This window comes from Hydrogenophaga sp. 2FB, from assembly GCF_005503365.1.
Classification (GTDB): domain Bacteria; phylum Pseudomonadota; class Gammaproteobacteria; order Burkholderiales; family Burkholderiaceae_C; genus Hydrogenophaga.
Window position 1 is genome coordinate 74909 of the sequence record NZ_SCML01000020.1, and the last position, 17347, is coordinate 92255.

17 protein-coding genes are annotated in these 17347 nt (G+C 68.1%); 13 read left to right on the forward strand and 4 right to left on the reverse strand.

The features are described 5' to 3' along the window. Position 1 precedes the first annotated feature (1 nt). Positions 2 to 1441 (reverse strand): NAD-dependent succinate-semialdehyde dehydrogenase, encoded by a 1440-nt coding sequence (locus tag FFS09_RS13605; protein WP_137919427.1) that lies wholly within the window; start codon positions 1439 to 1441, stop codon positions 2 to 4. A gap of 104 nt (positions 1442 to 1545) precedes the next feature. Next, positions 1546 to 3096, reverse strand: a complete 1551-nt coding sequence (locus tag FFS09_RS13610) for a YifB family Mg chelatase-like AAA ATPase (RefSeq protein WP_137919428.1) — start codon at positions 3094 to 3096, stop codon at positions 1546 to 1548. A 349-nt stretch (positions 3097 to 3445) separates the two neighbouring features. Here FFS09_RS13610 and FFS09_RS13615 point away from each other — a divergent pair, with 349 nt between their 5' ends. The 3 genes from FFS09_RS13615 (at position 3446) to FFS09_RS13625 (ending at position 6385) form a co-directional block, all read left to right on the forward strand. After that, on the forward strand, positions 3446 to 3784 hold the full coding sequence (locus FFS09_RS13615; protein WP_137919429.1) for a P-II family nitrogen regulator: 339 nt from the start codon (positions 3446 to 3448) through the stop codon (positions 3782 to 3784). Between the two features lie 31 nt (positions 3785 to 3815). Next, the gene (gene amt, locus FFS09_RS13620; protein ID WP_137919430.1) at positions 3816 to 5255 is read left to right on the forward strand and encodes an ammonium transporter; all 1440 of its coding nucleotides are present in this window, start codon (positions 3816 to 3818) and stop codon (positions 5253 to 5255) included. Between the two features lie 128 nt (positions 5256 to 5383). After that, positions 5384 to 6385 carry a formylglycine-generating enzyme family protein gene (locus FFS09_RS13625; RefSeq protein WP_137919431.1) on the forward strand — a complete coding sequence of 334 codons (1002 nt, stop codon included), beginning with the start codon at positions 5384 to 5386 and terminating at the stop codon, positions 6383 to 6385. 7 nt (positions 6386 to 6392) lie between these two features. On the opposite strand, the gene FFS09_RS13630 is transcribed toward FFS09_RS13625, so the two are convergent. Further along, positions 6393 to 7358 (reverse strand): Bug family tripartite tricarboxylate transporter substrate binding protein, encoded by a 966-nt coding sequence (locus FFS09_RS13630; protein ID WP_171020011.1) that lies wholly within the window; start codon positions 7356 to 7358, stop codon positions 6393 to 6395. 207 nt (positions 7359 to 7565) lie between these two features. On the opposite strand from FFS09_RS13630, the gene FFS09_RS13635 reads away from it, so the two are divergent. The 7 genes from FFS09_RS13635 to FFS09_RS13665 all read left to right on the forward strand — a co-directional run bounded on the left by FFS09_RS13635 (position 7566) and on the right by FFS09_RS13665 (position 12945). Continuing rightward, on the forward strand, positions 7566 to 7790 hold the full coding sequence (locus FFS09_RS13635) for a hypothetical protein (protein ID WP_137919433.1): 225 nt from the start codon (positions 7566 to 7568) through the stop codon (positions 7788 to 7790). Positions 7791 to 7813: 23 nt separating this feature from the next. Next, positions 7814 to 8326 (forward strand): TIGR02444 family protein, encoded by a 513-nt coding sequence (locus FFS09_RS13640; protein WP_171020012.1) that lies wholly within the window; start codon positions 7814 to 7816, stop codon positions 8324 to 8326. 215 nt (positions 8327 to 8541) lie between these two features. Then, positions 8542 to 10014, forward strand: coding sequence for a UbiD family decarboxylase (locus FFS09_RS13645; RefSeq protein ID WP_137919435.1), 1473 nt, complete (start codon positions 8542 to 8544; stop codon positions 10012 to 10014). Positions 10015 to 10037: 23 nt separating this feature from the next. Next, positions 10038 to 10466 (forward strand): hypothetical protein, encoded by a 429-nt coding sequence (locus FFS09_RS13650; RefSeq protein WP_137919436.1) that lies wholly within the window; start codon positions 10038 to 10040, stop codon positions 10464 to 10466. Beyond that, positions 10463 to 11119: a UbiX family flavin prenyltransferase gene (locus tag FFS09_RS13655; protein ID WP_137919437.1), complete on the forward strand. Its 657-nt coding sequence runs from the start codon at positions 10463 to 10465 to the stop codon at positions 11117 to 11119. The genes FFS09_RS13650 and FFS09_RS13655 overlap by 4 nt, the downstream gene beginning before the upstream one ends. After that, the gene (locus tag FFS09_RS13660) at positions 11112 to 11909 is read left to right on the forward strand and encodes a DUF169 domain-containing protein (protein WP_137919438.1); all 798 of its coding nucleotides are present in this window, start codon (positions 11112 to 11114) and stop codon (positions 11907 to 11909) included. Before FFS09_RS13655 ends, FFS09_RS13660 begins: the two co-directional genes overlap by 8 nt. Positions 11910 to 11964: 55 nt before the next feature. Continuing rightward, positions 11965 to 12945, forward strand: coding sequence for a Bug family tripartite tricarboxylate transporter substrate binding protein (locus FFS09_RS13665; protein ID WP_137919439.1), 981 nt, complete (start codon positions 11965 to 11967; stop codon positions 12943 to 12945). An 86-nt stretch (positions 12946 to 13031) separates the two neighbouring features. Here the strand turns inward: FFS09_RS13665 and FFS09_RS13670 are convergent, their stop codons facing one another. Then, on the reverse strand, positions 13032 to 14003 hold the full coding sequence (locus FFS09_RS13670) for a Bug family tripartite tricarboxylate transporter substrate binding protein (RefSeq protein ID WP_137919440.1): 972 nt from the start codon (positions 14001 to 14003) through the stop codon (positions 13032 to 13034). 231 nt (positions 14004 to 14234) lie between these two features. Here FFS09_RS13670 and FFS09_RS13675 point away from each other — a divergent pair, with 231 nt between their 5' ends. The 3 genes from FFS09_RS13675 to FFS09_RS13685 are packed head-to-tail and all read left to right on the forward strand — an operon-like array spanning position 14235 to position 17336. Next, entirely contained in the window at positions 14235 to 15026 is a 792-nt protein-coding gene (locus tag FFS09_RS13675) for an enoyl-CoA hydratase/isomerase family protein (RefSeq protein ID WP_171020013.1), read from the forward strand. Between the two features lie 42 nt (positions 15027 to 15068). Next, positions 15069 to 16214 carry an acyl-CoA dehydrogenase family protein gene (locus FFS09_RS13680; protein WP_137919442.1) on the forward strand — a complete coding sequence of 382 codons (1146 nt, stop codon included), beginning with the start codon at positions 15069 to 15071 and terminating at the stop codon, positions 16212 to 16214. Further along, positions 16215 to 17336, forward strand: a complete 1122-nt coding sequence (locus tag FFS09_RS13685; RefSeq protein ID WP_137919443.1) for an MBL fold metallo-hydrolase — start codon at positions 16215 to 16217, stop codon at positions 17334 to 17336. Positions 17337 to 17347: the final 11 nt, after the last annotated feature.

Below are 17347 nucleotides of genomic sequence, written 5' to 3' on the forward strand. Positions count from 1 at the left end.
GTCACACGTTCATGATCGCGACCGAGCGCGCGTTCAGGTAAGCTTCCATCGCCTCGGGGCCGCCCTCGGAGCCGTAGCCCGAATCCTTGATGCCACCAAACGGCATTTCGGCCGACGGCATCGCGGGCATGTTCACCCACAACATGCCCACCTCGACGCGGCGCGCGAGCAGGTCCGCGTTTTTCAGCGAGCTGGTGAAGGCATACCCGGCCAGGCCATACGGCAGGCGGTTGGCTTCGGCAATCGCTTCGTCCAGCGTGTTGAAGCTGCGCACCGCGGCCATCGGGCCGAAGGGTTCGTCGTTGAACACGCGCGCGTTCAGCGGCACGTCGGTGAGGATGGTGGGGCGCCAGAAGTTGCCTTCGTCGCCGATGCGCTCACCGCCCGTGGCCAGCGTGGCGCCACGTTCCACCGCGTCCTTCGTGAATTCGGCCATCGCGGTGATGCGGCGCGGGTTGGCCAGCGGCCCCATCTGTGTGCCCTCGGCGCTGCCATCGCCGACGGCCAGGCCGGCGGCGTGTTTCACCAAGGCGGCCGAGAACTCTTTCGCGATGCTTTCGTGCACCAGGAAACGCGTGGGCGAGATGCACACCTGGCCGGCGTTGCGGAACTTCGCGCCGCCCGCGGTCTTCACCGCCAGCGCCACGTCGGCGTCTTCGGCCACGATCACCGGCGCGTGTCCGCCCAGCTCCATGGTCACGCGCTTCATGTGCTGGCCGGCCATGGCCGCGAGCTGCTTGCCCACCGGCGTCGACCCGGTGAAGGTCACCTTGCGGATGACCGGGTGGGCGATCAGGTAGCTGGAGATCTCGGCCGGGGTGCCGTAGACCAGGCCCAGCACGCCAGCGGGCAGGCCCGCATCGGCAAACGCGCGCACCAGCTCGGCCGGTGCAGCCGGCGTTTCTTCGGGTGCCTTGACGATCATGGAACAGCCCGTGGCCAGCGCGGCCGAGAGCTTGCGCACCACCTGGTTGACGGGGAAGTTCCACGGCGTGAACGCGGCCACCGGGCCGATCGGGTCTTTCAGCACCATCTGGCGCATCGCCAGGCTGCCGCGCGAGGGCACGATGCGGCCGTACACGCGCATGCCTTCTTCGGCGAACCATTCGATGATGTCGGCGGCGGCCATGGCCTCGCCCTTTGCCTCGGCCAGCGGCTTGCCTTGCTCTTGCGTGAGCAGCGCACCGATGGCGCCGGCGCGCTCGCGCATCAGGGCGGCGGCGGCGCGCATCACCTTGGCGCGCTCGATGGGTGGCTTGTCGCGCCAGAGCTCAAACCCCTTTTGTGCGGCGGCCAGGGCCTGGTCCAGGTCGGCCTGGCGGGCATGCGCCACGCGGCCGATTTCCTTGCCGGTGGCCGGGTTGAACACGGCGAGCGTCTCGCCCGCGGCGGCGTCGCGCCATTGGCCGTTGATGAAGAGTTGGGTGTTGGGGTAGGTCATGGTGGTCTCCTTGTTCTGAGGTCAAAGGATCGGAAAACCAAGCACCATACCAGTTGCCCCGCTTGCGCAGAGCGCGCGGCCGCAAAGGCCGCCGCGCATTGGGGTCAGCCGTGTTGCTGCAACACCCGCCGGTACTGCACCGCCTCGGCCACGTGCCCCACACCCACCGCATCCGCGCCGGCCAGATCGGCGATGGTGCGCGCCACCCGCAGCGCGCGGTGGGTGCTGCGCGCGCTCCAGCCCAGGCGGGCGGCGGTGGTTTGCAGGAATTGCAGCGCCTCGGCTTCGGCGTTCGCGTGCTGGTCGAGCGCCTGGCCGGCCAGGGCCTGGTTGGGGGTGCGTTGGCGTTGGTGCGCACGCTGCCGCGCAGCGATCACGCGCTCGCGCACCTGCGCACTGGGTTCACCAGCACTACCGCGCAACAGGGCATGGGACGCCAGCGCCGGCACCTCCACGTGCAGGTCGATGCGGTCGAGCAAGGGCCCGCTGAGCTTGCCCTGGTAACGGGCGACCTGGTCGGGCGTGTCGCGGCAGGCCTTGCTGGGGTGGCCGAGAAAGCCGCAGGGGCAGGGGTTCATCGCGCCAATCAACCGGAAGCGCGCCGGGAACTCGCTTTGTGCCGTGGCGCGCGAAATGCGGATGTGGCCACTCTCCAGAGGCTCGCGCAGCGCTTCGAGCGCGGCGCGCGGGAACTCGGGCAATTCGTCCAGAAAGAGGACGCCGTGGTGCGCCAGCGAGATCTCGCCCGGGCGCGGAGGTGAGCCCCCACCCACCAGCGCCACCGCGCTGGCGCTGTGGTGCGGCGCGCAGGTGGGGCGTTGGCCCCAGCGCTCGAGCGTGAAGCGCCCGGCCAGCGAGGCGACCGCCGCAGCCTCCAGCGCCTCGGTCGTGTCCATGGGCGGCAGCAGGCCGGCGAAGCGCTGGGCCAACATGGATTTGCCCGAGCCCGGTGGGCCGACCATCAGGATGCTGTGGCCGCCCGCGGCCGCGATTTCCAGCGCGCGCTTGGCCGCGGCCTGGCCTTTCACGTCGGCGAGGTCGGCGTAGGCGGGTTCGCTGCCGAGCGCGGTGGGCGCCAGGCGGGTCCAGCTGTCGGCGTCCGGTGGCACGCCGTCGGCCAGGCGTTCGGGCAGGAAGCGGGCGACCACGTCGAGCAGGTGGTGCGCGCGGTAGACCTGGGCCGTGGGCACGAGGGCGGCCTCTTCGGCGCTGCCCGGTGGCAGCACGAGGCGGGTGGGTTCGTTGGACGCCGCGTCGTTGCGGTGCAGCGCCAGGCTCATGGCGAGCGCGCCGCGCACCGGGCGCAGTTCGCCGCCCAGCGAGAGCTCACCCGCGAACTCCCAGCCGGCCAGCCGCGCGCCGTCGATCTGGCCGCTGGCGGCGAGGATGCCCAGCGCGATCGGCAAGTCAAAGCGCCCGGAGTCCTTGGGCAGATCGGCCGGCGCGAGGTTGACGGTGATGCGCTTGTTCGACGGAAAGTCGAGCCCGGCGTTGGCGATGGCCGAGCGCACGCGCTCGCGTGCCTCCTTCACCTCGGTGTCGGCCAGGCCCACCAGGGTGAAGCTGGGCAGGCCGTTGGCCAGATGCACCTCCACACACACCGGTCGCGCGTCCAGACCGAGCAAGGCGCGACTGCGCACCAAAGACAGACCCATGGTGAAGAACTCCCTGTTCTGGTGCAAATAGGAACCGGCCGCTGCCGCCCATGCCCGACAAGAAAGCGCACCCGGTTGGTGCGCACATCTTTGGTGTGTCGGTGCGGGATGGCGCGGTGGGTGGCCGATGGCGCGGTCGCCGCACCTGCGCCCACGCTGGGCAGCAATGTAGCGGGGCGCCGCGGCGCAAACCCCCAGGGGGTAATGGATGCCGCGGCTGGCATGGTCCGTGCTTGGGGTTGTAAGCGATTGAATCCGGGCCGTGAAGTTCCATGGTCCATCCGCAGCAAACCGCGGTGTGTCGGCCTTCCGGCTTGATCACCCACCGATCTAGAAGAGGAATCACAGCATGAAAATGGTCTCCGCCATCATCAAGCCGTTCAAGCTCGACGAAGTGCGCGAAGCGCTGTCCGGCATGGGCGTGCAAGGCATCACCGTTACCGAAGTCAAGGGCTTCGGCCGCCAGAAGGGCCACACCGAGCTGTACCGCGGCGCGGAATACGTGGTCGACTTTCTGCCCAAGGTCAAGATCGAGGCCGCCGTGTCCGACGAACTCGTCGAGCGCGTGATCGAGGCCATCGAAGGCGCCGCCCGCACCGGCAAGATCGGCGACGGGAAGATTTTCGTCACGGACCTGGAACAGGTGGTGCGCATCCGTACCGGCGAAACCGGCAAGGAAGCGCTCTGATCGCCGCCCCGAACAAGAAGGATCAACCAACATGAAAAAACTCATTGCAACGCTGTTCCTGGGCATGGGGCTGGCTTTTGGCGGCTTGAACGCCATCGCGCAGACGCCCGCACCCACCGAAGCGCCGGCCGCGGCCGCCCCTGCCGCGGACGCAGCGGCCACGCCCGCCGCCGCGCCCGCGCCGGCCGAAGCCGCACCGGCTGCGGCGCCCGCTGCCGCTGAAGCAGCCCCGGCCGCCGAAGCCCCCGCGCCCAAGCTGGACACCGGCGACACCGCCTGGATGCTGACCTCCACCATGCTGGTCATCCTGATGATCGTCCCGGGCCTGGCCTTGTTCTACGGCGGCCTGGCCCGCTCGAAGAACATGCTGTCGGTGCTGGTGCAGGTGTTCGTCATCTTCTCGCTCATCACCATCCTGTGGTGCGTCTACGGCTACAGCCTGTCGTTCGCGGGCGAAGGCAAGTTCGTGGGCGGCTTCGACAAGGTGTTCCTGAAGGGCATCACGGCCGAGACCATGTCGGGTCTGCTGCCGACGATCCCCGAGTTCGTCTTCGTGGCCTTCCAGTCGACCTTCGCGGCCATCACCTGCGCGCTGATCGTGGGCTCGTTCGCCGAGCGCATCAAGTTCTCCGCCGTGCTGCTGTTCTCCGTCATCTGGTTCACCTTCAGCTACATCCCGATGGCCCACATGGTCTGGGGCGGTGGTCTGCTGGGCGCTGACGGCGCGCTGGACTTCGCCGGCGGCACCGTGGTGCACATCAACGCCGGTATTGCTGGCCTGGTGGGTGCCTACGTGGTCGGCAAGCGCATCGGCTACGGCAAGGAAGCGCTCACGCCGCACAGCCTGACGCTCACCATGGTCGGCGCCTCGCTGCTGTGGGTCGGCTGGTTCGGCTTCAACGCCGGCTCCGCCGGTGCTGCCAACGGCATTGCCGGCCTGGCCTTCATCAACACCATCCTCGCCACCGGCGCGGCCACGCTGTCCTGGATTGCCGGCGAAGCGCTGCACAAGGGCAAGGGCTCGATGCTGGGTGCTGCCTCCGGTGCGGTCGCAGGCCTGGTGGCGGTCACGCCGGCCGCCGGTTTCATCGGCCCGATGGGCTCCATCATCCTGGGCCTGATCGCCGGTCTGGTCTGCCTGTGGGGTGTGGGTGGCCTGAAGAAGCTGCTGGGTGCCGACGACGCGTTCGACGTGTTCGGCGTGCACGGTGTCGGCGGTATCGTCGGCGCCATCCTGACGGCGGTTTTCGCGGCCTCCAGCCTGGGTGGCGTCAAGGCCGACGACTACGCCATCGGCGCGCAAGTGTGGATCCAGGTCAAGAGCGTGCTACTGACCATCGTCTGGTCTGGCGTCGTGTCGTTCGTGGCCTACAAGGTGGTCGACATGCTGGTCGGTCTGCGCGTCACCGAAGAAGCCGAACGCGAAGGCCTGGACATCACCTCGCACGGCGAGACGGCGTACAACCGCTGATCGCTTCAGGTTTCTCCTGAGATCGAACCCACGGGCCGCGAGGTCCGTGGGTTTTTTCATGGGCCGGAGGCCAAGCCGCTAAGCTCGCGGCACCCGTGGCGCACGCCACTTCACCGGGATGGGCAGGCATGGCGCGACGCTGGTTCCTGAAATGCGGATGGATGTGGCTGGCCGGGACGGCGCTGCTGGCGGGCTGCGCCCATCCGCCGACCGCCACCGACATCCTGGGCATTGCGTTCGTGCGCGTGCCCGCGGGCGAGTTTTCGATGGGCAGCGACGAACCGGTGCCCGCGCTGGCGGCGGCCTACCCAGGGCTTGAGCGCTCCCGCTTCGAAGGCCTGTCGGACGAAGCGCCGGTGCACCGCGTGCGCATCACGAAACCGTTCGAGATGAGCCGCCACGAGATCACCGTTGGCCAGTTCCGCGCGTTTCTTCAGCGCTCGGGCCACGTCCCGGAATCGATCGCCGACGGCACCGGTGGCTACGGCTATAACGCCGCCTACGACCCCGCCACCAGCCCGCGGGGCGATGCTTTCGAGGGCCGCCTGCCCAAGTACTCCTGGCAGAACCCCGGCTTCGCGCAAGGCGACGACCACCCCGTCGTCAACGTCACCTGGAACGACGCGGTCGCGCTGGCCCGTTGGCTGAGCCAACAGGACGGCCGCACCTACCGCCTGCCCACCGAGGCCGAGTGGGAGTACGCGTGCCGCGCGGGCGGGACGGGCCGCTACCAGCATGGCGACGACCCCGCGCAACTGGTTCGCGTGGGCAACACCTTCGACGAAGACGCCGCCGCGAACTGGCCCGCCTGGCGCGAGCGTGCGGTGCCCGGCCGCGATGGCCATGCGTTCACCGCACCGGTGGGCTCGTACGCGCCGAACGCCTTCGGGCTGTTCGACCTGCACGGCAATGTGTGGGAGTGGGTGTCGGACTGGCACGGGGACCACTACTACGCGCAGTCACCCACGGACGACCCTATCGGCCCGGTCGATGGCGCGGTGAAAGTGCGCCGGGGCGGCTCCTGGCACACGTGGCCGCTCTACACGCGCTGCGCGTTCCGCAACTGGAACACGGTGCAGACGCGCTACACGCTGGTGGGTATCCGGCTGGTGCGCGAAGCGCGGCCTTGACGGGGCTTCAATCGAGGCGGATGCCGGCTTGATGCACCACCTTGCCCCACTTGTCGTATTCGCTGCGCACAAAGCGCTGGAGTTCTTCGGGCGTGCTGCCCGCGGGCTCGGCGCCGAGCGCTTTCAGGCGTTGCAACAGGGCCGGGTCCTTGAGCGCGCTCACCACCTCGGCGTTCAGCTTGCGCACGATGGCAGGCGAAGTGCCGGCCGGTGCGAACAGACCGTACCAGGCGCTCACTTCGTAACCGGGAACGCCGGACTCCGCGATGGTCGGCACCTCGGGAAAAACGGACGAGCGCCGGGCGTTGGCCACCGCGATCGGGCGCAGCTTGCCGGCGCGGATGTGGGGCTCGACGGTGGCCAGGTCGAAGGTCATGCTGACCTGTCCGGCCACCACGTCGGTCACGCCTTGCACCACGCCCTTGTACGGCACGTGCACGATGTCCACGTGCGCCATGGTCTTGAGCAGCTCACCGGCCAGGTGTTGCGACGCCCCCGCGCCGCCGGAGGCATAGGTCAGCTTGCCGGGGTTGGCCTTGGCGTAGGCCAGCAGCGAGCGCATGTCGGTCGCTGGCACGGAGGGGTTCGTCACCAGCATCAGCGTGCCGCTGGCCACCAGGCTGATGGGCGTGAAGTCCTTCAGCGTGTCGTAGGGCATGCGCGAGAACAGGTGGGCGTTCACCGCGTTGGTGCCGATCGAGCCCATCAACAACGTGAGGCCATCGGGCTTGCTCTTGGCCACCGTGTCCGCGCCGATGTTGCCGCTGGCACCGGGCTTGTTCTCCACCACGAAGGCCTGGCCCAGCCGCGTGCTGGCGTGTTGCGCGATCGCGCGCGCCAGGATGTCGGTCAGGCCGCCGGCCTGGAATGGCACCACGATGCGCACCGGGGCGCTGGGGTAGTCGCCCGCGCCTTGCGCCGCGGCATTGAGGCTGCAGGCGGCCAGCAGCAAGGGCAGGATGAAGGGGCGCATGGTGTGTCTCCTCGTTGTGGTGGGCGGCGTGACGAATGCGTGCAACGCCGGTTCGGATCTCGAGGGAATTATTTCCAGCTTGCGCCTTGGCAGGGCTTCCCGCCCACTCGGTTTTTCCGCATGGCGCACAAAACGACGGGGGCGTCTGTGTCGAGTCTGTGCGCCTATCATTCGCGTCACAAGATCCACAACCCCAGGGAACCCTCCATGACGCTCTCACCCTTGCGCTTCGTCGCCTGCACCGTGTTCGCCAGTGCATTCACCCTGGGCCTGCCCGGGCAGGCCGCTCAAGACGGTGCGCGCAAGCCGCCCAGCAAGGTGACGTTTCACAAGTCGCCGTCGGAAGAAGCGCCGGCCGCGCGCGAGAAGCGCCTGCGGCGCGAATGCCAAGGCCGGCCGAATGCCGGCATGTGCGCGGGCTACACGCGCTGACCCTGGACACAACCAGGACACCCATGCCCTCCACCGAACCCGGCGATGCGTGGCGCCACGTGCTGGCCCTGTACGGGCGGCCCGGCGTGGCGCAGGCCTGCCTGCTGTTGCAGGACCGCCTGGACGTGGATGTGCTGGTGATGCTGCACCTGGGCTTCGTGTGCCGGCAACACCGCCTGCACCTGCAGACCGACCAGATCGAAGCGGCGGATGCGGTGGTGCGCGATTGGCGCGAGCAGGTCGTGCGGCCGCTGCGCGCGGCGCGGCGCGCCATCGCCAAGGACGACCCGCAGACGCAAGCGCTGCGCCAGCGCGTCCAGCAGGCGGAACTGGCCGCCGAGCAGCACGCCTTCGCCTTGCTGACGGCGATGCCGGTGTGGGCCGATGCGCCATCGACCACGAACGCCGCTTCGCCCACGGCGTCGGTGGCGCGGTTCTATGCGCAACGCAGCGGCCGCGAGACCGGGCTGAACCGGCCCGAGATGGTGAGTGCCATCGCACTGCTGAACCAGGCATGGGCTGACGCCCTTTCCTGACACGCTGTCCTGCGTGAGGCGGTAGTGCTGTGCGCGCTGGCGCTTTCATTTGTCTGCACCAAGACGCTTGGCGACCTTTCGTCGGCGCGCCGGCGCACGCCCTTTCCGCAGACCTTTCTTCCCATAGTCAGACGCCAGCGCGTGCGGGACACCCCCGTTGACAAGCATTTTCCGTCTTGTATAGTCCGGACAAATAAACCCAAGACGGAGACAACATGCAAGCTGTGCTCAGCCTGTCGGCTGCCATTGAAGAAGCCCAGGCCCACGACGATCTGCTGCGCATCACGCGCGAAGCCGACCCCTATCTCGAAGTGGCCGCCATCGCGCGCACCACCGACAACGGACCGATGGTGGTGTTCGACCAATTGCGCGGACAAGCCGGGCAGCGCATCGTCACCAACGTGTTCGGCGACCGCCAGCGCATTGCCCGCTGGTGCGGCGTGGACGCGGTCGACCTGCCGCGCCGCATCGCCGACGCGGCGCTGAACCCGATCCCTTCGCAGGTCACGGACCGGGCGGCGAGCCAGCAGAACGTGATCACCAGCGGCATCGACCTGTTCAAGACCTTGCCGCTAGCGCAGCAGACCAGGGACGATGCGGGTTGCGTGATCACCGGCGGCCTGGCGCTCGTGCGCGACCCCGACACCGGCGCTTTCAACGGCTCGTACCACCGCATGCGCGTGCTCGGCCCGAACCTCACCTGCATCACCATCCAGGCCGGTCGCCACCTGCTGGAAATCGCGCGCAAGCTGCGCGCGCGCGGCGAGAGGCGCATCCCCATCAGCGTGAACATCGGCGCGGGCCCTGCCGTGCTGCTGGCCTGTTCGGGCAGCACGCAGCAGACCTTGACGCCGTTGGGCTACGACGAACTGGGCATGGCCGGCGCTCTGCAGGGCACAGCGGTGGAGATCGCACCGTGCCGCACGCAGGACGGCGCGTGGAGCCTGGCCGAGGCCGAGTACGTGCTCGAGGGCTACATCGACACCGACCGCCTGACCTCCGAAGAGGACTCGGGCAAGGACGGCGAGAAGGGCATGATGCCCGAGGCCGGCGGCTACATGGGCCGCGCCTGGCGGGTGTGGGAATTCAACGTGACCGCCATCACCCACCGCCACAACCCGGTGTACTGGTTCCCTCTCGCGGTCAACGCCGAGACCACCAACCTGATGGCGCTGCCCGCCGAGGCTTCGGTGTTCGACGCCTGCCGCCGCATCAGCCCGCGCGTGTTCGACAACTGCCACGTTCTGCAGGCCATGCGCGGTTGCCTGGGCGTGGTGATCCGCATCAACCGCAAGAGCTTTCGCGACGAAGGCCTGCAGAACAACCTGGCCTTCGGCGCGCTCTCGGCGCACTCCGATCTGGGCTGGGTGATCGCGGTGGACCACGACATCGATCTCACCAATGCCGACGATGTGATGTGGGCCGTGATCACGCGCTCGGACATGCGCGAAGGCCTGATGCTCTCGCCGCGCGCCAAGGTCAGCGGCATGTTGGCCGAGGGCGACGCGGCCGGCACCGGCCGCAAGGTCTACATCGACGCGACCGCCCCGTTCAGCAAGTCCGACCGTTACCAGCGCGGCCGGTTCGAGAACGTGGTGATCGAAGACTGGATCGGCGCCGAAGCCGCCGCCAAGCTGCGCGCGCGCCAGCCCGACTACGTTGCTTCCATGCTGTCACGCGGTTATTGACGCTTTTCTGAAAGGCCAGCCCCATGAGCGATTCCACCCCACCCTCAAAGCCAGCCAGACCCTTCAACTGGGACAAGTTCCAGGGGAACATGGGCTACACCGACGAGCAGATGGCGGAGTTCCGCGCCGACGAGCGCCGACGGCGCGCGGCCGAGGCCCTGCCCGAAGCCAACCGCCGCACCGTCGTCGCCACCGTCGTTGCCAGCCACGGCTGCGCCGCCGGTTTCAAGAATGGCGACCGCATCGAGGTCAGCGCCGCCGGCGTGGTGAAGTCCTGCAACATCTGCATCTACGCCGTGGCGCCCATGACCATTCACGCGGCCATGGCGCACGACCGCATCGCCGAGGGCCTGGACCCCAACGGCATGTGGTTCAACGCCTACAGCTGCCAGGACGCAGGCTTCTGCAACGGCAGCTGGGGCCAGGTGAGCTTCAAGGTGAGCGTCGAATGACGACGGGCCGCGCCAGCAGCAAACGGCGGGTGGTGGTGGGCATTTCCGGTGCGAGCGGCAGCGCCTACGGCATCCGCCTGCTGGAGATGCTGCACGCCACGCCCGATGTGGAAACGCACCTGGTCGTGAGCCGCTCCGCGCGGCAGACGATGCAACTGGAAACCTCGGTGTCGATCGAACAGGTCGAGGCCTTGGCCGACGTGGTGCATTCCAGCGTCGACATCGGCGCGTCGATCTCGTCCGGTTCGTTCCGCGTGCACGCGATGGTGATCGCGCCGTGCTCGATCAAGACCATGTCCAACCTGGCCTGGGGCAACACCGGCGAGCTGCTGGCGCGCGCCGCGGACGTGGCGCTCAAGGAGCGCCGCCGCGTGGTGCTGATGCTGCGCGAGACGCCCTTGCACGTGGGCCACATCGAGAGCATGTTGCGCGTGTCGCAAGCGGGCGCGATCGTGTTCCCGCCCGTGCCCGCCTTCTACAACCGGCCGCAGAGCGTGGCCGACATCGTCGACCACAGCGTGATGCGCGTCCTCGACCTGATCGACATCGACTGCGAAGCCGCCCCGCGCTGGGGCGAAACCAGCCGCGCGCTGCTGGCCGCCGCAACGAGCCCGCTCCCCGAAAAAACCACCCAAGGAACGCCCCATGCATGACGTGTGCGAACAGGAAGAAGTCGACTACGAAGACCTGGTGAACCGGCTGACCCAGCGCCTGCGCCTGCGCACCGCGCCGCTGGCGCTGCAGCTGTTCGAAACCGTGGACGAGATGAAGGCCATCAAGGGCATCCGCTGGCCCGCGGCCGGCGTGCGCATGTCGATGTGCCAGCTGGTCGGACAGGCCCGCTGGCTCGGCTTCACGTTGGGTGTCACGCACGAGAACGTGCCGGCCAACAGCAACTGCGGTGGCGTCATGGGGCTCAACGCGCCCGGAACCAAGTACCTGGACGGCAGCATGTTCCATGGTGTGTGGTTCGCCACCATCGAAGCCTCGCGCGAGCACCAGGCCAGCATGCCGCGCGTGCCCCACGGCAAGTACGTGGGCGTGGTGATGTCGCCGCTGTCCACCGGCCGCCTGAAGAAGCCGGACACGGTGCTCGTGTTCGCCACGCCGGGGCAGATGGTGACCCTCATCAACGCGCTGCAACACCGCCACTACGTGCGCTACCAGTTCGGCACCACCGGCGAATCGGCCTGCGCCGACAGCTGGGGCGCGGGCCTGGCCACCAAGGAGCCCAGCCTGGCCATCCCGTGTTTCGCCGAGCGCAAGTTCGGCGGCGTGCAGGACGACGAAATGCTGATCGCCCTGCAGGTGTCGCACCTGCAGGAAATCGCCACCGGGCTGGACTGGCTGGCCGGTAACGGCATCCGCTATCCCATTGCCCCGTACGGCATCCAGTGCGACCCGGCGGCCGCGTTCCAGGCGAGCTACGCGGGCAAGCTCTGAGCCGATCGCGCGTGCGCGCGCGAACTCTTTTCGACCACAACAAAAGGAGACAGACATGCAGCGACGACATTTGATCCAGACCCTGGCGGCCAGCGCCGTCGCCCCCGGCCTGGCCTGGGCTCAGGCACCCGCGGCCGGCTACCCCAACAAGCCCATCCGCCTGATCAACCCGTTCTCGGCCGGCGGCGCGCTGGACCAGCTGGCGCGCCTGCTCGGCCAGCACGTGAGCGACCAGCTCGGCCAACCGGTGGTGGTGGAAAACAAGACCGGCGCTGGCGGCAACATCGGCGCGGAGTTCGTGGCCCGCAGCGCGCCCGATGGCTACACCCTGGTGATGGGCTCCAGCGCCACCCACGGCATCGCGCCCAGCCTGTACGGCGCGCGCCTGCCTTTCGATGCGCTCAAGGATTTCAGTGCCGTCTCGGCCACGGTGGTGCAGAAGAACGTGCTGGTGGTGAACCCGACGGTGACCGCGCGCAACGTGCAGGAGCTGATCGCGCTGGCGCGCTCGCAGCCGGGCAAGCTGTCCTTTGGTTCGTCGGGCTCCGGCACCTCGCAGCACCTGAGCGGCGAGTTGTTCAAGCAGATGGCCAAGGTCGACATGCTGCACGTGCCCTACAAGGGCAGTGCGCTGGCGATGCAGGACTTGCTCGGCGGGCAGCTGAGCATGATGTTCACCGACATCCCGACCGCCTTGCCCTACATCCGCTCCGGCAAGCTGCGCGCCTTGGGCTTGACCGCCGCCCAGCCCTCGCCCGCGTTGGCCGACGTCGCGCCGCTGGCGCAACAAGGCTTGCCGAATTTCGACCTCAAGGCCTGGTACGGCGTGCTCGCGCCGGCCAGGACGCCGGAGGCCATCGTCAAGCGGCTCAACACCAGCATCCTGGCTTACCTCTCCGACGCGAGCTCGCGCGAGAAGCTGCTGGCCATGGGCATGGAGCCGCTGCCGCTCAACGCGGAGCAGTCCACCGCCTTCATCACCGACGAGCTGAAGAAGTGGACCGAGGTCGTGCGCCTCACCGGCGCCACCATCTGATCGCTGGCGCGGTCTTGTTGTCCAACGCAGGAAGCCGGCATGCGCCGGCTTCCTGCGTTTCCGTGAAGTGGCGGCGAATGGACGTGTTACTCCGCCTTCAGCCCCGCGGCCTTGACCATTTCGCCGGTCGCGCGCACTTCGTCCTGGATCACGGCGGCGAATTCTTCGGGGCTTCGCGCCGGCACGCCGTAGCCGCGCTTGACCATGTCTTCGCGGAACTCCGGCTGGTTGAGCACGGCCTGGATGTCCTTGTGGATTTTGGCCACCACCTCCTTGGGCGTGCCGCGCGGCGTGAACACGCCGTGCCAGGTGGCCACGCGGAAGTAGGGATAGCCCGACTCGGCGGACACCGGTACCTCGGGGTACAGCGGATCGCGCTTGTCGGCGTTGTAGTTGAGCACCTTGGTGCGGCCCGAGCGCAGGGCCGCGTCGCCCGATCCGCGCCCGGTCAGTGTGAGCATGGTCTCGCCCGCCATGACCGAGGTCAGCGCCGGCCCCAGGCCCTTGTAAGGCACGTGCGTGATCTCGATGCCCTCGCGCTTGTTGAACAGCTCCATCAGCAGGTGCGGCTGCGAGCCGTTGCCGTACGACGCGTAGGTCACGCCGCGCGGGTCCTTCTTCGCCTGGGCCACCAGCTCCTTCAGGTTGTTGGCGGCCAGCGACTTGTGTGCCAGCAGCACCATGTCGATGTCGGCCAGCTGGGCCACGGGCATGAGGTCTTTGTCCGGGTCGTAGGGCAGCGTCTTGAAGAGGAAGCGGTTGCCCACGATGGCGCCGTTGGTGGTCACCAGCAAGGTGTGGGCGTCGGGCTGCGAACGCGCCACGCGCTGCGTGCCGATGATGGAGCTGGCGCCGCTCACGTTCTCCACGATCACCGACTGGCCCCAGATGGGCGCGAGGTGTTGCGCCAGCTTGCGCGCCAGGATGTCGGTGCCACCGCCCACGGCCAGCGGCACGACGAGGGTGACGGGTTTGGTGGGGAAGGCCACGTCAGCGTGCGCCATGGGGCTGGCGGCCAGCATGGCGCACCCCGCGAGCAAAGCAATACGGCGGTTCATACACAAAGTCCTTTTTGAAAAGGCCGGGCCAGCCAGTGGACGGACCCTTGGCGCCAGGGTTGGGGTGGTGGGAAGCACGTGCTGGTGCGGACAATACAGCTTGTTCGGATGGGGTGTCAACGAACGTGAACCTAGTGAATTCACCTATAAGCGACGTATGGTCTTGGGTTGAAATGCATGTCGATTTCCAATATTGTCCGTACAATAAATTTTCCATTCACAAACCCGCCAGTGAACATCACGGACCTGCACCACGAACGCCGAGGCGCGGTCGCGTGGATCGGTTTCAACCGACCCGCGCGGCGCAACGCCCTGGGCGACACGACCACGCGACAGCTCGTTCACCTGTGCGCGGACGCCGAGCGCGACCCGGCGGTGAAGGTCGTCGTGATCACCGGGCAGGGCGAAGCCTTCTGCGCGGGCGGCGACATCCAGGACACCTTCCAGCGCGGCGCGGCGATGTCCGAAGCGCAGTGGAGCGAGCGCATCCGCCAGGGGCCCAACGCGTTGGCGCTGGGCATCCAGACCATGCGCAAGCCGGTGATCGCGTCGGTCAACGGACTGGCCGTGGGCGGCGGCGCGACGATCGCGCTGGCGTGCGACCTGCGCATCGCATCGGACCGCGCGCGCTTCCGTTTCCCGTTCGCGCAACTGGGCATCACGCCGGAGTTCGGCTGCTCCTATTGGCTGCAACGCGTGGTGGGCGCGGGCCGCGCGATGGAGCTGCTGTTGCTGGGTGAGTTCATCGATGCCGCGACGGCGCAGCAGCACGGACTGGTCAACCGCGTCGTCGATCACGCCTCGCTGGACAGCGCGACGCAGCAATGGGCTTCGCAGTTGGCCGCGCTGCCGTCGCAGGCCGTCGCGCGCCTCAAGCAACTGATGCACTTTGCGCGCCACCACGACCTGCCGGCCACGCTCGAGCAGGAGGCGCTCGCGCTGGGCCAGTGCTTCACCTCCGCCGAACACCGCGCGGCGGTCGCGCGCTTTCTCGATCGCAAGGGTTCGGCCCCCGCGGCTTGAGCCCACCACAACAGCCCCCTTCACCCCAGGAGACACCGCGTCATGGAATTCGGATTCACCCCAGAGCAGCAGATGTTCCGCGAATCGGTTCGCCGCTTCATGGCCAAGGAGTGCTCGCGCGAGTACGTGCGCGCCTGCAGCGACAACGACCGCTTCCCGCACGAGCTGTACGCCCGCATGGCGCAGCAGGGCTGGATGGGCATTCCCTTCCCGGAGCAGTACGGCGGCTCGGGCCTGGGACCGATGGAACTCGCGATCTTTCTGGAAGAGGCCGGCTACGGCTGGTATGGCGCGGGCACTTCGTATTTCACGACCGTGGTGCTGGGCGGCTACAACATCCTCACCTATGGCACCGAGGCGCAGAAACAGGAATTCCTGCCCAAGGTGGTCTCGGGCGAGACCAAGCTCGCCTTTGCCTTGAGCGAACCCAACGTGGGCTCGGACGCGGCAGCGGTCGAGTTGTTCGCGCAGGAGCAGGGCGAGCACTTCGTGCTCAACGGCCAGAAGATGTTCACCACCAACGCGCACGTGGCGAACCAGATCGTCGTGGTGACGCGCACGCTGCGCAACCCCGAGAAGAAGCACCACGGCATCACCATCTTCCTGGTCGACGCGGACGCGCCGGGCATCGAGATCCGCCCGCTCAAGCAAATGGGGCGCTCGGCTACCCACACCAACGAGGTGTTCTTCCGCGACGTGAAGGTGCCGCGCACGCGCATGATGGGCAACTTGCACGAAGGCTGGGCCAACCTCAACAGCGGCCTGGGCATCGAGCGCCTGAGCGTGGCCATGATGTACGCGGGCACCTCGCAGGCCATGATCGATTACGTCATGAACTACGCGAAGCAGCGCCACCAGTTCGGGCAAGCGATCTCGAAGTTCCAGGCGGTGCAGCACAAGCTGGCCGACATGCAGATCAAGACCGATGTGGCGCGCCTGCTGGGCTACCGCGTGGCCTGGATGCTGGAGCAAGGCCTGCCCTGCTTCAAGGAAATGTCCATGGCCAAGCTCTGGGCCAGCGAGGCGATGTTCGAGATCGCCAACCACGGCGTGCAGATCATGGGCGGCTATGGCGTGCTCAAGGAGTACGACATGGAGCTGTTCTTCCGCGACTCGCGCATCGGCATGATCGGCGCGGGCGCCTCCGAGATCCAGCGCACCATCATCGCCAAACAGATGGGGCTCTGAATGCAGAGCCCACACGACACGCTGGCGGACCCCATCGCGCCTTCGTCCAGCGCGCCTTCGCCCATCGGCCCCTCGCTGTGGACGCGGCGGGACGGTCTGCCGCCGCTGCGCTACCACGCCGCCCGGATCGAGGTGGGCGTGCCCCTGGAGATCGTCGACGGCGTGTTCCTGCTGCGCTTGCCGCTGCCCTTCGCGCTCAAGCACATCAACGTCTACCTGCTGCCCGAGGCCGATGGCTGGTCCGTGGTCGACACCGGCATCGACACCGAGGCCAGCCGGCAGGTCTGGGAATCCGTCTTCCAGCTGCCGCCGTTCGCGGGCCGTCCGTTGCGCCAGATCGTGGTGACGCACCACCACCCGGACCACATCGGCCTGGCGGGCTGGCTCGCCGAGCGCTGCCAGGCGCCGGTGCTCATGACGCGCGGCGAGCTCGACGTGGCCGGGCGCTATGCCGATCCGGCGCGCGACGTGGTGGCCGAACGCACCCCGCTGTGGAACGAACACGGCTTGCCCGCCGACGTGGCACAGGGCCTGTACCGGCACATGCCGCGTTATGGCGTGCAGGTGTGCGCCTTGCCCGAGCAGGTGGTGGAGATCGATCCCACGCGCCCGCTGGCGCTGGGCGACCGGTTCTGGACGCCCGTCATCGGCCAGGGCCATTCGCCCGATCACCTGAGCCTGCTGCGCGACGACGGCCAGGTGCTGATCGGCGGCGACCAGGTGCTGCCCGAGATCACGCCCAACATCGCCGTGTGGCCGGGCGGTGACCAGAACCCCTTGCGCTCGTACCTCGCCTCGTTGCAGCGCTTCGAAGGCTTCGACGCATCCACGCTGCTGCTGCCTTCGCACCGGCAACCCACCCATGGCATCGCCACGCGCGTGGAAGAGATCCGCGCGCACCACGACGAGCGCCTGGCGCTGCTGCTGCAGGCCTGCGACCGCCCGATGACGGGCTACGAATGCCTGCCGGCGCTGTTCGGCCGGGCGCTGCGCCACGAGGAAATCGGCTTCGGCCTGGGCGAGGCCATCGCGCACCTGAATTTTCTGGAAGGCGAAGGCTGGCTGGTGTCCGCGCTCGACGGCGCCGGCTGCCGCCGCTTCAAGCGGACCGCGCGCCTTTGAATCCACCGTCT